The sequence below is a fragment of the Moritella yayanosii genome, assembly GCF_900465055.1.
Lineage (GTDB): Bacteria > Pseudomonadota > Gammaproteobacteria > Enterobacterales > Moritellaceae > Moritella > Moritella yayanosii.
Window position 1 is genome coordinate 3,203,548 of the sequence record NZ_LS483250.1, and the last position, 15,538, is coordinate 3,219,085.

Annotated in this window: 16 protein-coding genes; 2 read left to right on the forward strand and 14 right to left on the reverse strand. The window is 39.9% G+C overall.

The window, feature by feature from the left end; genetic code table 11:
• Window positions 1-3 precede the first annotated feature (3 nt).
• From MORIYA_RS14830 to MORIYA_RS14845, 4 genes are all read right to left on the reverse strand, one after another.
• On the reverse strand, window positions 4-828 hold the full coding sequence (locus MORIYA_RS14830; RefSeq protein ID WP_112716346.1) for a hypothetical protein: 825 nt from the start codon (window positions 826-828) through the stop codon (window positions 4-6).
• Window positions 829-1,034: 206 nt separating this feature from the next.
• Window positions 1,035-2,627 (reverse strand): IS66 family transposase, encoded by a 1,593-nt coding sequence (locus tag MORIYA_RS14835; RefSeq protein WP_112713283.1) that lies wholly within the window; start codon window positions 2,625-2,627, stop codon window positions 1,035-1,037.
• Between the two features lie 121 nt (window positions 2,628-2,748).
• Window positions 2,749-3,072, reverse strand: coding sequence for an IS66 family insertion sequence element accessory protein TnpB (gene tnpB / locus MORIYA_RS14840; RefSeq protein WP_112713285.1), 324 nt, complete (start codon window positions 3,070-3,072; stop codon window positions 2,749-2,751).
• The gene (locus tag MORIYA_RS14845; protein ID WP_112713287.1) at window positions 3,069-3,434 is read right to left on the reverse strand and encodes a hypothetical protein; all 366 of its coding nucleotides are present in this window, start codon (window positions 3,432-3,434) and stop codon (window positions 3,069-3,071) included. Before MORIYA_RS14845 ends, tnpB begins: the two co-directional genes overlap by 4 nt.
• A 166-nt stretch (window positions 3,435-3,600) precedes the next feature.
• Here MORIYA_RS14845 and MORIYA_RS20950 point away from each other — a divergent pair, with 166 nt between their 5' ends.
• Both MORIYA_RS20950 and MORIYA_RS14850 read left to right on the forward strand, forming a co-directional pair.
• On the forward strand, window positions 3,601-3,765 hold the full coding sequence (locus MORIYA_RS20950) for a hypothetical protein (protein WP_174216933.1): 165 nt from the start codon (window positions 3,601-3,603) through the stop codon (window positions 3,763-3,765).
• Between the two features lie 77 nt (window positions 3,766-3,842).
• Window positions 3,843-4,418, forward strand: coding sequence for a BTB/POZ domain-containing protein (locus tag MORIYA_RS14850; RefSeq protein WP_162629278.1), 576 nt, complete (start codon window positions 3,843-3,845; stop codon window positions 4,416-4,418).
• Window positions 4,419-4,441: 23 nt separating this feature from the next.
• Here the strand turns inward: MORIYA_RS14850 and MORIYA_RS14855 are convergent, their stop codons facing one another.
• The 10 genes from MORIYA_RS14855 to MORIYA_RS14905 all read right to left on the reverse strand — a co-directional run bounded on the left by MORIYA_RS14855 (window position 4,442) and on the right by MORIYA_RS14905 (window position 15,421).
• On the reverse strand, window positions 4,442-5,662 hold the full coding sequence (locus MORIYA_RS14855) for a hypothetical protein (RefSeq protein WP_162629279.1): 1,221 nt from the start codon (window positions 5,660-5,662) through the stop codon (window positions 4,442-4,444).
• 104 nt (window positions 5,663-5,766) lie between these two features.
• Complete coding sequence (locus MORIYA_RS14860; RefSeq protein WP_112716352.1) at window positions 5,767-7,035, reverse strand: restriction endonuclease subunit S; 1,269 nt, start codon at window positions 7,033-7,035, stop codon at window positions 5,767-5,769.
• Window positions 7,025-8,764, reverse strand: a complete 1,740-nt coding sequence (locus MORIYA_RS14865) for a type I restriction-modification system subunit M (protein ID WP_112716354.1) — start codon at window positions 8,762-8,764, stop codon at window positions 7,025-7,027. Before MORIYA_RS14865 ends, MORIYA_RS14860 begins: the two co-directional genes overlap by 11 nt.
• Before the next feature lie 506 nt (window positions 8,765-9,270).
• Window positions 9,271-9,846 (reverse strand): YagK/YfjJ domain-containing protein, encoded by a 576-nt coding sequence (locus MORIYA_RS14875; protein ID WP_112716358.1) that lies wholly within the window; start codon window positions 9,844-9,846, stop codon window positions 9,271-9,273.
• A gap of 175 nt (window positions 9,847-10,021) precedes the next feature.
• Window positions 10,022-10,252, reverse strand: a complete 231-nt coding sequence (locus tag MORIYA_RS14880; RefSeq protein ID WP_112716360.1) for a helix-turn-helix transcriptional regulator — start codon at window positions 10,250-10,252, stop codon at window positions 10,022-10,024.
• Window positions 10,253-10,255: 3 nt separating this feature from the next.
• A complete protein-coding gene (locus tag MORIYA_RS14885; protein WP_112716362.1) occupies window positions 10,256-10,450 on the reverse strand; it encodes a helix-turn-helix transcriptional regulator in 195 nt (64 codons plus the stop codon).
• A gap of 111 nt (window positions 10,451-10,561) precedes the next feature.
• Window positions 10,562-11,581, reverse strand: a complete 1,020-nt coding sequence (locus MORIYA_RS14890; RefSeq protein ID WP_112716364.1) for a DUF6387 family protein — start codon at window positions 11,579-11,581, stop codon at window positions 10,562-10,564.
• 66 nt (window positions 11,582-11,647) lie between these two features.
• Window positions 11,648-12,400, reverse strand: a complete 753-nt coding sequence (gene istB / locus MORIYA_RS14895) for an IS21-like element helper ATPase IstB (RefSeq protein ID WP_112712100.1) — start codon at window positions 12,398-12,400, stop codon at window positions 11,648-11,650.
• Window positions 12,401-12,410: 10 nt separating this feature from the next.
• Window positions 12,411-13,958, reverse strand: a complete 1,548-nt coding sequence (istA, locus tag MORIYA_RS14900; RefSeq protein WP_112712098.1) for an IS21 family transposase — start codon at window positions 13,956-13,958, stop codon at window positions 12,411-12,413.
• Between the two features lie 218 nt (window positions 13,959-14,176).
• On the reverse strand, window positions 14,177-15,421 hold the full coding sequence (locus tag MORIYA_RS14905) for a tyrosine-type recombinase/integrase (RefSeq protein ID WP_112716366.1): 1,245 nt from the start codon (window positions 15,419-15,421) through the stop codon (window positions 14,177-14,179).
• Between the last annotated feature and the right edge of the window lie 117 nt (window positions 15,422-15,538).

Consider the following 15,538-nt stretch of genomic DNA (forward strand, 5'->3'; position numbering starts at 1 on the left):
TTATTATGCCTTTAAACTAGATTGGAATTGTTGCAGATTTAGAGGTTGAAATGAATGGTTCAATAATTCATTCATATTTTCAGAATTGGAAAATATCTGCTTTTTAAGATTGGAAGTAATATATGTTTCAGTTAATGATAAAGGGAGGAAGTCATTGTATTGAATAAGGTCTAGCCATTTGAATGGTGATGTTTGTAAGCCATATAAACTAAGACCTTCTAATATGTCATTTAAAATACGGTCATCTTGTTTAGTTAATTTTTTATCTGTGGTTAACGTTAATATATGTTCTGTTACTGCTGCCCATTCTAATGCCGCTATACCATTTAATTCTACGTACTGTTTCAATAAACCTGCTGCCCATTGTTGTACATTGAATACCGAAATTCGACCAATCGCTAAGAAATAGAGAGGTTTGCCTTGGTATTCTTCAGATTGTAGAAATGAGGCAATCTCTTTTTGCCATTGATTGAAATATTGATCACCACCAGCTGGTGGCTTTACCTCAACAATGATATTGCACTTTGCAAAATTCAGGATTAAGTCAGGCTCAACTTGGTTGGAGCCTTTATCATGTTCATGGGTAAAGCGAGGCCAGTAGCTAATATCTTCTAATTCACCAACGTCAGTTGGAATACTACCAAAGCATGCTTTAAACCAATGTTGCAGCATACTTCTCTGTACTTCATCAGAGAGATAATAAAATCGCTCAAAGACTGTCGATGTCAGCAAATCTTCACGGGCCTTAAATAAGCTAGACCAACTAACTGAATCATCCTTATTGTGTTCAATACGACCGGCCTTACCGTGGATAATTGCTTTTAGCATATTGCTTGCTCTTTAATTTTAATAATAGCGTTTATATTACAGATGTTTACCTAGCAATTATGTTGGGAATATAGAAGTTAAACAAAATAAATTTAATTATTTTCAATTTGGACGACTTCCCCCCTTTTTCGTGAGCTTACGACAATATAGTTTGACTTAAGGAAATTTGGCAAGTCCCGGCAGATATGCCGGGATGATGGTTTATTTTACTGGTAATTCCAAGGCAGATAATTTTCAGGTGCCAACTTCACCGCTTCTTGTTCTCGTTGCAGCGTATTTAAATAATCAAAAATATTAGTGCCGGCCCAGCTGGCTGTGGCTATGATTGAGGTGATAACATCACCGATACTGGCTCCAGACAGCGTTTTGTGGAACATCGCATTTTTTCTATCCCTGACCACCAATTTTAATTCAGCCTCCATTAAATTATTATCTAATTGCGCCCCTGGCACCGTGCAGAAACACGTTAAGCCTGCGTAATGTTTATCAAAATAACGGATCGCTTTGCCAAGCCCACTGTTTTCCTCAACACTGCCATCGCTTAAGTGCTGGCGACCCCACGCGCGGATCTCAGCCATGATTGGTCGCGAATTTTCATCATGATAAGCTTGCCGCTGTTCACTATTGAGCTGTTTTTCTGTTGCCAGATTATCAATATGCCAGATCTCGCCATAACGATCTAAAATACCTGCAACTTCATCGGGAAAATGGCTAAGCACATCCACAAATTGCCGTCGAGCATGGCTGTTACACAAGGACTGGATAAATTCGACATCAACGGAGGGGCGGTTGCTGGCCAGTGCATCGCTCATGATAATGGGCGGTGAACTTGTTTTGTCTCGCAAACACAGCACGCTATCGATAAATTCACCCGCGTGACCTATGTTAGTTTCGAACAACACTATTTTTTGATCTGCGGTAGTGGTTGCTATCATGCCCGAGCTATAAACTCCAGTTCTAACACGTTCTTTATCGCTATTACGTTGTTTTTTAATGATGGCGGTTTGGTCGAGAATACGGTGTGTGGTGTCATCAATATAATAATGCTTGGCATTGCCTGCAATTGTTCTCAAGTGCTTAAATACAGGCCAAATGGCGTTGGCCACATATTCGGTTTGATCGAAGATAGATGACGCGGTAATAGGTACGCCTAAGATGTTTTGCAAACTGCCTTGGCGATAAAACGGTGTGCCTGCGTAATATTTGTTGATCGCCATTAAGCTGCGTGCGCTGTAGCCGTATTTTTGTTTGGCATGCCCATCGGCCTGTACGTTTTCAGCCAGTGGCGCGGTAAAATAAGCACCGCAGGCATTACAACGTAGTCGTTCCATGATGTGTTGCTCTGGCACAAAAGGGCTTTGCCCTGTGATCCGCAAGAAGCTTGCTGGTTCATACTTGGTGAGTTTCCCCAAGTCGCATTCAGGACATAATTCACCCTTGGTCAGCACTGTTAAGGCGTGGTGAATGATTGTCGGTTTGACTTTTTGGGTCTTGGGTTTAGTGCGCTTGATTTGTTTATGTTGGGCTTTTTTACCTTTTGCGGCAACGCCTTGCTGACTGATGAGTGCCCCCAGTTTTTCTGACGATTTAACGATACCGACGAGTTTTTTCAATTTGTGTATCGTCACATCTTTACTGGCGATGTTTTCTTGCAAATTAGCCAGTGTCATCAAGGCATTAAGCAATAGCTGACAATCAGCCGAGCTTAACGCCAGTTCATGCTCTTTGGCTTCTGTCACGCGTTCAATTAAGGCATCGAGTGCGTCATTATCAATATCGGTGAATGATTGAGTCAACATAAGTGTCCAGTGTGCTCGTCTATAATTAAGCGAATATGGATTATTGCAGGCATAAAGGATCGGTCAACATGATCGTTTAGATCCTACGATATTAATGTAATATTGTGAATTACATCGCATTTTATGCCACTTGTACCACCGGAGCCGCGGATAATAACTGTCGCAGATGCTTAGCCTGCATGGAGGTGATGGCTTCCTTGGCGGTTGGCCAGTTGGAAAATTTGCCCTTTGATAATCGTTTGGTCATTAACCAAAAACCAGACCCGTCATAGCTTAATGCCCGGATCATGGTTTTATTACGGTTAATAAAGACAAACAAAATGCCGGAACGCGGGTCTTGGTCGAGTTGTCGACGACAAATCGCCACAAATCCGTCAATGCCACAGCGAAAATCGGCGGGTTGAATAGCCAGTAAGATAGGCGTATTCGCGGTCAGTAATATCATACCAGCAGCGCCCCCGTGATAACGGCAAGTAACGCAGGCGAGAGCGGGCCAGAAAGTTGTAACCGGTTACCATTTTTACAAGTGAGCGTAATATTAAACTCATCCGAACTGGCATTCAGCTCGTCAGGGACAGCAATGAATTCGCTAGGTTTTTTGACGGAAGTCGCTTGTTTACACCAATGGTGAAAGGTTGAATCGGCAATGTTTAATGCGGTTTTAATTTGGCTCGATGAATAATATTGAGCCAGTGCAACGGTTTTATCTTTCAACTGCTGAGGTGTTTTTTCTCTGGGATATTGTCGGGTCAAGCGCCATTGTTGAAATTCAGATGCAAGGCTGCTGAGTTTGTCTTGATTTGTCATATTACTTACTCTAATTTGGGATGCAGTAAGTAAATCAAAATTTGTACGTTAAGTTGAGCTATCTTGTCGTAAGCTCACCCTTTTTCAAGGCATTTTTAACCTGTCATTATCTCTCTTGTTGGCGGGAGCTTCTACCAACACTAAATTTACTTTATGGAGAAATGATATGAGTAAGAACAAAACACCAATGACATCGGATGCAGCTGCACGTATTCAAAGCTCAACGGCGAAACAAAATGGTGGTTCAGTAAATAAGGGCGGTTTTGCTGCGAGAGCAACGAGTGCTGGCGCAAAAAATTCAAACGGTTCATCAAAGCAGGGTGGTAAGTAGTAAGTTATTCGACCGCTATATGTGCACGTGTATTTTTACTCGTGCACAATTAAAATCACCATGCAGAGGTATATAAATTGAATCGTGTAGATTATTTTTGGTCGTTATGGAAAGAAGCCCTTATGCGAACTATAAATTTAGGTTTAGATCCATCATTTGACTCAACATTTATATTTAAAAGTATTTCATCGAATGAATACAAACAAGTCAAAGAAAAGATTGAAGTCGCATTTGTACAAATCATTAAATCTTTAGATTTGATAGGGCAGGATAGAAATTTAACGAGATTAAATTGCTCGCTACTTGCTCATTTTATGCAGCAAGAGCTGAATAAATTAGGCATTCGTTCAATTGTTGTTACTGGCGATTACAAGTTTGTAGGGGAGTATATGTATGAAGTTGATCATGACTATCTAGTTCGAGAGCTGAAAGGTAAAAATACGGGCGGTTTAGCGCTTCATTGCTGGTTAGTTCTTGAAAACTACATGTTAGTTGATCCGACACGTATGATTTATCATGAAAAAGAAAAGTTTATCAACTATGAAATTGATGGTATCCCTTTAATTGAAGATATCGAAAGCGTGCCAGAGGGTTTATTCTATCACCCTTATATTTTAGGTGATGAGTATCTGAAGCGAATAAACGCCCTTTAATGTAAGTTTGGCGGCAATACTTGTTATGCCGCTACGTTTTGTTTTAGTAAAGCCTGCTGTTTGTAGTATTCCAAATATTCAGGATATCGAGATAATGCATCTGCCATTGCTGGAAATATGTGTTCACCTTGAAATTGTCTGGATGTTTGCGAAACCAAAGTATCGATGCCTCTGGATATACGAGCATAAATTAAAATGTGTTCGATACTGTGGTGACCTAACGGTTTCACTGCAGCCTCAACAAAAGCTCTAAATTTTTTATCGGATGGTAAGTTTTCATTCCTTCGCCAGTCATTGAGTTGATGACGTTGTTTATCTTTCAGTGTTATCTCAGCTGTACCTGATTCATTGATCTCAATATAAGATGCGAGTTTTTGCCAGCTAATTTCTCCGTCATTTTTAGATAATATAAATTTGAAATGGGCCAACATCGCATCAAAACAGTGGCAAGATTCTTCAGATACCGCGAAGACTTTTATCACTGGCCACATAAAACCTTCAAAAGAATCCCAATCAATCTCTGTTCCACTACGCTGTATGTATAGTGCTAGCCCTATTTCATAATTGGCGATAGCCGCTAAATAAAAATCAAAGCGCATAGCCATAAATGCTGGTAGGAGCTTATAAGCTTGTTTTTCCGCCTCGGTTGGATCTGTTAAATGCAATTTAAGAATTTCACCGTAATCTGAAAATAACTCATCAGGTATTAGACTTGATTGAGTCCAAATGGGTAATTGGTGAGTGAAATTATCAATAAGGGATTTTTCATCGATGTCACCTTTCTTTACTTGAGCCTTATAGCTAGTAAGCATCAAGCAATCAGCATTCGCCCTTTCCTCAATGAAACTTAGTAATTCTACAAATTCATCATTGTAGTTTTGGTTATTTACACTGTTGAGGAATGGGAACCAAGTAATAGCATTGGAATTGGCGTGTCCGGCTTTAATCACTTTGCGAAGTAAGGAATAAGAGAAAGCATTATTAAGAGAGATTGGCAGCTGCTGAAACCAACTAATAAGCTTTTTAAATGTAGGTTTAGCAAAACCGTCTGTGTGCATTTTTGCGCGTGAGCTTCGACCTACATTTAACTTAATACCTGAATGATATTCTATTAGCGGTATCATTTTTCTAAAGCTATCTGGCAAGTCGAGTAATGCGCTTACTTCTTGTTGAGAAGGTAAGAAGTAGCTCGTAAATGAGGGGGTCTTGATAACATATTTACCATTGGCTTCTGGTTCAATCATGTTTACATTTAGCATTAGGTAATTCCATGTATTCCTAGTCTGTAATCGTAAATAAGCTTGTTCAACCCGAAGCGCATTACGCTTCGAATTGTTGCTGGTGGCGATTAGCTATCAAGCTTAACCCGTACTTTACCTGTTAGTAGATCTTGCATAAGGGCTTTTTTGAGTGACTTATATTGATCTATTTTTACTATTATTTTTATAATTCGCTCATCTAAGGATTCTAGAACACTAATAATCTCTAGCTGTTCATCTAGTTTGGGGATAAGAAAAACATATTTAGCTAATGCTTTTGATGAAATAAATGGCATCGTAGATTCGGTTGCACTTTTTCTCAATTCTTTTCGATTATGATTTAGTAAGTAGCTAAAGAATTTAGGTGAAATTATCTTTGTATTTGAAACAATTCGAAGTACATTCCAAGTTATCAAAAAGTCACTATCAACATCCACAATTGCAGCTGCACCCAAATCAGAACCTATATTGCAATAGAGTACATCCCCAAATTTAGGTTTTACCTTTTCAGATAATCTCGCAAAAATTTCATAACTTACATATTTTCGATTCCTCATATCAAAAACATTTTCATCTACATTATTTGATCGAATTGCTGGTATTCCATATTCACTATAAGTAACTTTTTCTGTGGTTGTATTTACACCTTGATTAGAAGATAAAATTAATTTTGAAAATTCAACAACATCCCACCCCTTCGGTATCCTTCCCACTGGTGAATCTTTAAATTCAGTATGTGGTTTACCATCCACACCAACGCCGCGCGTTAATAGCTCTTGCATCATGCCTGTTTTAAGATCTTTGAGCTTGTCTATTTGCGCCTGTGTTTTTTCAATCACATCATCAACTGAGGTGAGAATCGCTGCGATTTTTTGTTGCTCAGGACGTGGGGGGAGACAAATAGTTACAGATTTAACTGATGGTAAATTTAATCCAGCCTTAGCACCGGAATCATTTCCTAAGTTAATAACTCTATTAATCATGTCTGAAGAAAGTAAGTACGCAACAAATTTAGATTCTGCTTCAGCTTTCTTGATTCTCACTAAAGCTGTATGTTGATTGATGTAAGCTTCCCCAAAATCTTGTGGTATCCATCCAATTTTCCCTAATTCTGCCGTTATTGAAATGAGAATATCACCATGTGTCAGAGATGTTCTTTTGCCATCTGCAGAATTTGACTTAACATCCACATATTTCATGTCTTTAAGCTTCAAATAAATCCCATTTCGAGAAAGATTCGTCATTCTGATAAATTTACTTCCTGAATCAGAGTAATGCTTTGCCCAATCTCTTGAACCACTGGTCACAGTACTTGCTATTTCTCCAAGGGTAGTACTAAGCCAACGTTCAATTACCATAACCCAACTCCTTCAAGTAACCTTGCATCACTTGCTCTGCATCTGCTACTTGTGCATCCAGCTCATGCAATGACACTTGGTATTTATCCCACCAACGCTCTAGTTGAGCTATTACTTCTGAAGTCACATCAACATCTACAGCTGTCACAATATCACGTATCTGTTCTTTACTGGTGATGTTGGTCTTGAATGTGAAGTAAGCCTCATCCTTACGGTCAAAGACGACACTCACATCAAAGCCATCTAAAATCGCTTCTTGGATGTAGTCGTTTTCAACTTCACGTACAGGAATACCGCCATGCAAAATAGCGCGTACATCAAAAATTTCTGCTGGTGGTGAAGTGTCAGCATAGCGACGAATATTCAGGTTGAAATCATTCTCGGCAATCTCAGCATAAGACACAACCTTAGAGTAACGCTTGATTTCAGTGTAGTTAACAAAGGTATCAACAATGTTGGCTATGTCTTGTTCACGCAGTTTGTTTTGGTTCTTACCTGCTTCAAACTCTAATTCACCATTGATGAATAATACTTTGCCTTTACGCTCCGCAGCTTTGTTCTTGTTGATGATAAGTAAACAAGCAGGAATACCCGTACCATAGAACAAACCAGATGGTAAACCGACAACCGCTTCTAGCAAATCATCATCGAGAATACCTTTACGAATAAGTTTTTCACTTGAACCTCGGAATAGCACACCATGCGGCATTACCACACCCGCCATACCTTCGGCATTGAGACTGGCGATCATGTGTTGCACAAAGGCTAAATCACCTGCATCTTTCGGTGGTGTACCGTAAGGGAAACGACCAAAACCATCATCATCACACTCGTCTTTACCCCATTTTTTTAATGAGAAAGGCGGGTTAGCAATAACACGGTCAAAGCTCATCAGCTCACCGCCTTTGGTATGTTGCGGATCTCGCAGAGTATCACCTTTACGGATATCCGCACTTTGCACACCGTGTAAGAACATATTCATCTTACAAATAGCCCAAGTGTTTAGGTTCATCTCCTGACCGTACAGCGACAAGTTGGCGGCGTTCTCGCCATGAGCCGCTAAGTGGTTGCGCATCTGCACTAACATACCGCCAGACCCTGATGTTGGATCATATATGCGCATACCAGCATGGGGTTTTAACAGTGCCACCAATAATGAAACAACTTCAGAAGGCGTATAGAATTCACCGCCTTTTTTACCTGCACTGTCGGCAAACATTTTAATCAGGTATTCGTAAGCCGTACCCAGTAAATCGGGACGTTCAAAGTCTTCATTACGAAGACGATGTTGGCTAAAGTGCGATAGCAAGTCCTGTAGTTTTTTATCGGATAATTTGTTCTTGATGTTGAAGTCGATAGTAACCAACACGCCTTCAAGGGCTGTGTTGTGTTCTTCAATTGATTCCATTGCTTTATTCAGCGCTTCACCAATATTGTGCTTTAAGTCTTTTAGGGCTGACCAACGGGCATTTTCAGGCATGAAGAAGGTATCATCGTACTCGTCTTCATCTTCCGCTAACTCTTTTGCTTGGGCTTGGGTCTTACCTTTGCCTAGGTAGTATTGAATAACCTTTTCTTGTTCTTCTTCAAAAGCGTCAGATAAACGTTTTAGGAACATCATGCCAAAGATGTAATCTTTAAATTCAGAGGCATCCATGTTGCCACGCAGAATATCTGCTGTTTCCCATAAAAAGCTTTCGAGCTGTTGAAGCGTTAGTTTGTTGGTCATTTGAGAGCCTAAATTGCAATGAAAGGTAAGACAAGCAGACTGACTGTTTAAAACACACAGTTACTTATCTTTAATGGTTTGTAGTTTACTGATTGGTGCAGTGAGATACAACGAAACGAACTCGTATTTGAAATTAAAATAAAGAATATATTAGCGTCTATTTTATCGCTTACTGTAAACGCGCGCGCGGCATCTTCGCCTGAGAGAAAAAAAGCCATTATTTCTCGGCTCTTTACAGAGCTGCCCCCATTGTTGATTTTGTAGAGCATTGAATATAAATATATTTTATTTTGAATAGTTTGTTTTAAGTAGCATAAGGGTAAAACTGGCATTTTAATTATTGTGATCATACAAGCCAACCTTTGCAGGTGTTTTACACATATCATTCAATCTCTTACGTTAACTTTAAGGGTACGTATAGCATTCTCCAAATGTGATCAAAAATTCTGCTAACTATGTAATCAAATCAATTCATTAAAAGAACCATATTAATCTTTATTTGGTTCTCACCTGCTCACACCAAAACTATTTGTATTTCTATTAAACTCCTTAGTTTCATTCTTAGCCATGTAGCTCATTCTCATTCGAGCTGCACGCAGTTCGTGGTCATTGCCCTTGTAGCGTTCGATGCGATACAAGCGGTTTTTGACACGGTATGAAAAGTTGGTATCAGTTGGGCCTTCCCATATCTCATCACACATTTTCCCAATGGCATAAGCGTTGTTACATTTGTGTCCGTTAACCATGATCACCATGTGGTAATGTTGAGCTTCAGCGCTGCTCTGCTCTCTCACCCATAAATAACCTATCTTGCAGTTATACTGTTTTTTAATCTTCTTTTTAAGCCGTACTAAAAATTGAGTGATGATTGCATTATCTTCAGTGAATTTATCTGGGTGCAGCTGTAATAAGATCACACTGACTTTAGAATATTCGGTCATCATAATATCGAGTTGTTTAAATCCTTGTTCGAGGATCTCTGTTCTAATACCTGTCTTCTTGTGAAAGATAAGTTGCTGCTCATTGTTATAGTGATAGTAAGCAAGAAACTTCTTTGATTCATGTTTAGTTATCTGGCACATACATTATAAATAACCTGCAACTAATTATTCCGAGTCATTACTTGAAGGCTTTTGAAATAAGGGCTGTTTAATAAAAACGGCTGAACATAAAGATGTGTTATTGCTTCAAGTTAGTGCAAATGTGTTCATTTATGGATATTAAAAAGGGCCGTTAAGCCCTTGTATAATTCAATCACTAATACTGATTATGATCACTTTGCCACATTTCAATGGTGCCACTTAACCAGCCCTGTATATAACCTTTTGGACTACGTAGCGGTGGTGGTAACAACCCACTTTTAATCATCCGATAAATTGTTGATGGACTTACCCCTAGCAACTCAGCTAACTGACTTTTAGTGATGATCTTTATGCCACTGCTTTCAGTCATGAAACGGCAGTAATCAAAATGTTTACGTTTTGCCATTATCTATACTCGCGGTTGGTTTTCAACCCATTCAAGTAGCTCGGACAGCTTCCAGCCTACGCTCCGATTTCCTAAACGTATGCGTTTTGGGAATAGCCCTTCTTTTTCTAATTGCCATGCTTTGGTTCGTGAAATGGATGTAATGTAACGACGGTCAACTTCACGGATGATTCGTTCTGGATCAAATAGCTTTCTCATGGTTCGCCTCAAGTGGTTTAGATTGGTTTAGGTTTGTCTTGGGATGAATAATGCGGTAAGCGGAAAATATTGTCGGGGGGAAAAAATAAGTAAATTTTCCCCCCTTAATTATTACAGGCGGTTCATGTGTAATTGGGCGTTATTTGGGTCACTGCGAGTAGTGGTTATTAGGTCATCTAGATAGGCTTGGTTTAACAATTTAGGCATGTAGAAATCTTTACGGTACTGCTTGAAATCTTCAGCCCCCTTAGATGTTTTATCTACATTTATATTTTTGTTATCTATCAAAAGCCACGTCATCATGAAGTCATCTGATAGTTGCCACTCTTCACCTAGAGGTGAATTGAGGATGCAATATAGCTTTAGGTCTAAGTACTGAATAGCTTTATAAGACAGTAATTTTTTTACCGTACCTAATTTATTGTGTGGTTTATGTGTTGATGATGGTTCCGGTATGCCAAGTATCTCTCTTATCTCTGGTAATAAAGATGCGAGTTGTTTAATTAGACTATCATTCGTCGCATGTTCGATGTCGAATGATAAAAGTATTTGTTTACGGTCTGTTTCCATTGGACACAGGTATTCAGCTTGGTTTGTTGCTGTTACTTGTGCTTGAGAATATTGACGAATATCTTCCTCACTAAGAGCTTCGCTCCATGCTGGTGGCTCAAGCTGTTGAGAATTATTTTTTTGCAGCTCGTGCATCACCTGATAGAAAGGCAAGTATTCACCCTTTATCATACTAATGTCTTTAATTTCCATATTGCTTGAAGATGGATTACATAAATAACTTTCGGAAGCTTCTCTTCGAGGGCGCTTTTTTAAGAGCGTCATTTCTGACTGAGCAAGTGTTTCATCTAGGAATGATATAAATGCATTCTCATCGGATTCTTCACGCAGTTCATTACAATTAATTTTTTTCCAGCGTCTATCATCAGTGCAGTTACCACCACATAATAATGCGAAATTATATAAGCTAAGGCGCTCTTCAAGCTCTGATAGATAATCAAACACAAGCATCTCATCTAGAATGGTGTAGCCTCTATTTTCATCTTTAAACCACAGTTCTAATTTATTTAATGCGCCTTTTGGTATCTTTACGCGATTTACGTTGTTATTGCGTATTAACATGAAGGAGATCGCTCAATAACATTCATGGAGATCACTTTTTTCTCCGTCTGTAGAGCTAGGTTTAATTTATACTGAGTGATCTCCATCAGTCAAGTTATTGGTCATTTTTCGCATTGATTCGCCCTCTAATTCTATCTTTATCGAGCCATGTACCAGTCGGTCCAGAATTGCATCAGCATGCGTCGATTCTCCGATCATTTTGTACCAATGTTCTTGCGGTAATTGACTGGCAATTAAAGTCGATTTACTGTCATATCGGGCATCAATCAGTTCAAGTAAATCGCTTCGTTGCTGTGCATTTAATGGCTCCAGTCCCCAATCATCCAAGATCAGTAAATCTGCATTGGTTAACTTTCCTATCAGTTTTCGATAGGTTCCGTCAGCCTGTGCAAAAAACATTTTTTCGAGTAGTTCTTTCAGCCTAAAATAAAATACGCTTTGCCCTTGTTGGCAATGCTGATGCCCGAAGGCACAGGCAAGGTATGTTTTGCCACACCCTGTTGCCCCGGTGATCAATATATTTTGATGTAATCGCAACCACTCGCCCTGCGCCAAGGTTCGGATCTGTGACTTATTCAGGTTGCGCTTGGCACGATAATCTAACTGCTCTATGCCAGCATGAACTCTGAATTTAGCTTGCCGTGTTAAGCGCGCTATTTTACGTTGTGAACGTGCGTTAAGCTCATTATCAAGCAGTAAGCTTAGCCTTTCTTCGAACGCGAGTTCTCGGTAATGCGTCGGCTGTTCCGTCTGTAATGTGAGGGCGTCTTTGATGCCGGACAAACCAAGCGTAGTCAGTTGATTATAAATTGTTTTCATTCCATTTCCCTTAATGATAATACGTATTGCCACGCACATTGTTGTGCTCTATTTCTGCTAATAGATCTAACTGTTGTTCAGGTAGTGGTTGGTTATCTAGGCCTTTTTTAAGAATAGATTTGATACCCGCTAATCTTCTTATTCCTGTATGTAAAGCGCGTCCACATGCAGCCTCTAAGCGCGGTGTTGTGTATTGTTTACCTAGCGCAAGCAATCCTAAGCAAACGCGGTAAGCTTGCTCAGGATGTGGCCTTTCTTGCATTAACAGAGTGACGAGCTCTTCTGTTTTTGGGCCAATATCTTGCGCCCATTTCTCAAATCGTTGCGGTGACCATTCCCCTTGTTTTCGATGTGAAACAGGCATATGAGCATCAAGCGTGCTGTGTCCACCAATCTTGTGAGAACGAGGATGCACCGCTACACACTCTCCCTGATGGTATACTGTGACGAGTTCACCGGTAATATGCGCTTCGAGTTTTTTCTTTATCAGTGAATGCGGTACAGAGTAATAATGCTTTTCTATATCAATGTGATAGTCGATATGTACAGTCACCATTTTCACTTGGGTATAGATATACGGTTCAAGGGGTAAGGGTTTCAATTCTGGCTTATCAATGGCAATAAATTGTGAATGACGCGTACCAGGATGCACTTTCATGGCCCGTTGATTGAGTTCAAGTAGCAATTCTTCGATCCGGATATTTAATTGTCGCAAAGAAAAAAAGTCTTCATGCCTCAATGCGGCCATGATCCAGCGCTCTACGATCTGTACAGCCACTTCAGCTTTGGCTTTATCCTTGGGTTTATAAGGGCGAGCCGGCACGATGACCGTATTATAATGCGCAGCCATCTGTGAATACGTCGGGTTAATATCGGGATCATAGCGACACGATCTGGTTGTACCGCTTTTTAAGTTGTCTGGGATCAAGAGCTCAGGAACACCGCCTAAAAAGGTGAAACAGCGAGCGTGGCTCATCACCCAATTTTCTAGACCTTGGGTCCACGTGGCTTCTGCATAGGTGTAATTAGAGGCACCCATCACGGCAACAAAAATTTGTGCCGTTTTAATTTCACCGGTTGTAGGATCAATAATGTTCATCGTCGGCCCACAGTAATCAATAAATAGTTTTTCACCCGCCTTATGCTGTTGTCGCATCGATGGTTTTTGACAACCAAGCCATTTCTTATATAGCCGGCAGAAGTGATTGTAACTATAGAATTTATTGTTATTTCGTTCTCTGTATTCTTCCCATAGTAATTGCAGAGTCATTGTTTTTGGCTTGAGTTCTTGATGGATCACCGACCAATCTGGGGTGGTGATTTGGGGATTGGTTTTGACGGTAGTGTGCAGAAATTTTTGATGAAGAGTCACATCATCCCATTCCTCAGATAACGGCCATGAGGTGATCCCCATTTGGGCTGCTCGATTGGCATAACGAGATACCACTGAGGGGGAGATAGATAAACTTTTAGCGACTTGACGATGGCTCAGTGAACAACCGTATTTGAGTCTAAGGATCTCTTTTAATTTACGCATAGATATAGGTGCCGTTGGCATAGTCATTCCCTTCATCAAAATGAACAGAATAACGGTTAAATACACCTACAGGGCAGTGAAAAAAGCAAGTTTGTCCAATAACATTCATGGAGATCACTCAATAACATTTCAGGGTAAAAGTGATCTTCATGAATGTTATTAGCTGATCTTGATTGAGGTTATTGGGTGATCTCCATCGATGTTATTAGGTGATCTCCATGGTGGTTAATATGCAGTTATCAGGCATTTTTAAAATCAACCTCTTGATAGTTGAAGATTGGGGCTAGGCTATTTGCGAGTTTTTCAAGTGCTTCTTTACGTTCTGGCAAATAATCATGACGGTTATAAATACCTTCAACACCTTTAAGTTTGTGGTTGAGACAGCGTTCAGCAACATGCCCTTGTATATCCATCACCGCTAATAGGCTACGACATGTGCGTCGCAAGTCATGAATGGTGAAGTGTTCAATACCTGCATTGCCTAATAAGTTGTCATAAGGCTGCTTGTTGCCATCTACTTTTAGGCCGAATAGTTTTGCCAGTGCATGATTTAGGGTGTCATCTGATATATAAGATCGACGCTTACTAGCCCTTCTTGATGGAAACAGATAATCAGCGCCACAAGCGCGTATATATAACTCTTCAAGCCAAGGCATACATGCTGGTGGCAATGGTATAGTAATTGCTACACCTGTTTTGTTTTCCGCAGGCATATTCCATAGACGTTTTTTAATATCAAAATCTTGCCACTTTGCGGATATCAATTCCCCTTTACGAACACCAAGTGATAACAGTAGGCAACAAGCAAGGTAGTTTTCACGAGTGAATATATTTTGTTGTTCTCGAAATACGCGAAATACTGTTTCTAATTCATCAATGTTTAAAGCGCGAACTCGTCCCTCGCAAACGCCACCTGCATCTGATTGGGTAAAAGCTTGAGCAGGGTTGTAGGTGATTAAGTTTAGCTTTACCGCATGGCGAAATAACTGCTTGGCATACATCAACGCTTGGTTTGCTGTTGAACGTCGCTGACTATCCATAATGGCTTGAATGATAGATCTGATATTTCTAGGGTTTACGTCTTTAATTGATAGCTTACCGATGTAGGGCTTTAGTTCTTTACGGTAAATACGATGGGGAATACTGGGATGTTTCAGACGCTTTGAAATGTCATTATCATACCAATCTTGAAACAGGTCATCGACATTACGAATCACTTCTTGTTTATCTTGTTGGCGTTTTGATTTGGGATCTATACCTGTATTTACCTGAGAGCGGATCTCGGCAGCTATTTTCTTAGCTTGGGCAATAGAGCAGTGCGGGTAAGCTTCAGGTAATGCAATTTGACTACGCTTACCTCCTAACGTGTATTTTACCACCCAAGACGGATTTCCTTTTGCAATACGAAAGTATAAACCAGTATCGACGGTGAGCATTACTGGCTCACACTTTCTGATCAGAGCATCAATTTGTTTATTGTTCATTAGCCTACGCCTTTAGTGATGACACAGAGTTGTAAATCAATCCAATTTGATGATGACATTAAATCGTGTCATCATATGTGTCATCACTCTACCACGAACTATGTGGAACATGCCAGA

What these genes read in the sequence shown, in the direction of transcription:
- MORIYA_RS14905 (WP_112716366.1), bottom strand. Translation starts at nt 15,421, where the DNA reads ATGAACAATAAACAAATTGATGCTCTGATCAGAAAGTGTGAGCCAGTA.
- MORIYA_RS14860 (WP_112716352.1), bottom strand. Translation starts at nt 7,035, where the DNA reads ATGGTAATTGAACGTTGGCTTAGTACTACCCTTGGAGAAATAGCAAGT.
- MORIYA_RS14875 (WP_112716358.1), bottom strand. Translation starts at nt 9,846, where the DNA reads ATGTGCCAGATAACTAAACATGAATCAAAGAAGTTTCTTGCTTACTAT.
- istB (WP_112712100.1), bottom strand. Translation starts at nt 12,400, where the DNA reads ATGAAAACAATTTATAATCAACTGACTACGCTTGGTTTGTCCGGCATC.
- MORIYA_RS14830 (WP_112716346.1), bottom strand. Translation starts at nt 828, where the DNA reads ATGCTAAAAGCAATTATCCACGGTAAGGCCGGTCGTATTGAACACAAT.
- MORIYA_RS14880 (WP_112716360.1), bottom strand. Translation starts at nt 10,252, where the DNA reads ATGGCAAAACGTAAACATTTTGATTACTGCCGTTTCATGACTGAAAGC.
- MORIYA_RS14845 (WP_112713287.1), bottom strand. Translation starts at nt 3,434, where the DNA reads ATGACAAATCAAGACAAACTCAGCAGCCTTGCATCTGAATTTCAACAA.
- MORIYA_RS14855 (WP_162629279.1), bottom strand. Translation starts at nt 5,662, where the DNA reads ATGATTGAACCAGAAGCCAATGGTAAATATGTTATCAAGACCCCCTCA.
- MORIYA_RS14885 (WP_112716362.1), bottom strand. Translation starts at nt 10,450, where the DNA reads ATGAGAAAGCTATTTGATCCAGAACGAATCATCCGTGAAGTTGACCGT.
- MORIYA_RS14890 (WP_112716364.1), bottom strand. Translation starts at nt 11,581, where the DNA reads ATGTTAATACGCAATAACAACGTAAATCGCGTAAAGATACCAAAAGGC.
- tnpB (WP_112713285.1), bottom strand. Translation starts at nt 3,072, where the DNA reads ATGATATTACTGACCGCGAATACGCCTATCTTACTGGCTATTCAACCC.
- MORIYA_RS14865 (WP_112716354.1), bottom strand. Translation starts at nt 8,764, where the DNA reads ATGACCAACAAACTAACGCTTCAACAGCTCGAAAGCTTTTTATGGGAA.
- istA (WP_112712098.1), bottom strand. Translation starts at nt 13,958, where the DNA reads ATGCCAACGGCACCTATATCTATGCGTAAATTAAAAGAGATCCTTAGA.
- MORIYA_RS20950 (WP_174216933.1), top strand. Translation starts at nt 3,601, where the DNA reads ATGAGTAAGAACAAAACACCAATGACATCGGATGCAGCTGCACGTATT.
- MORIYA_RS14835 (WP_112713283.1), bottom strand. Translation starts at nt 2,627, where the DNA reads ATGTTGACTCAATCATTCACCGATATTGATAATGACGCACTCGATGCC.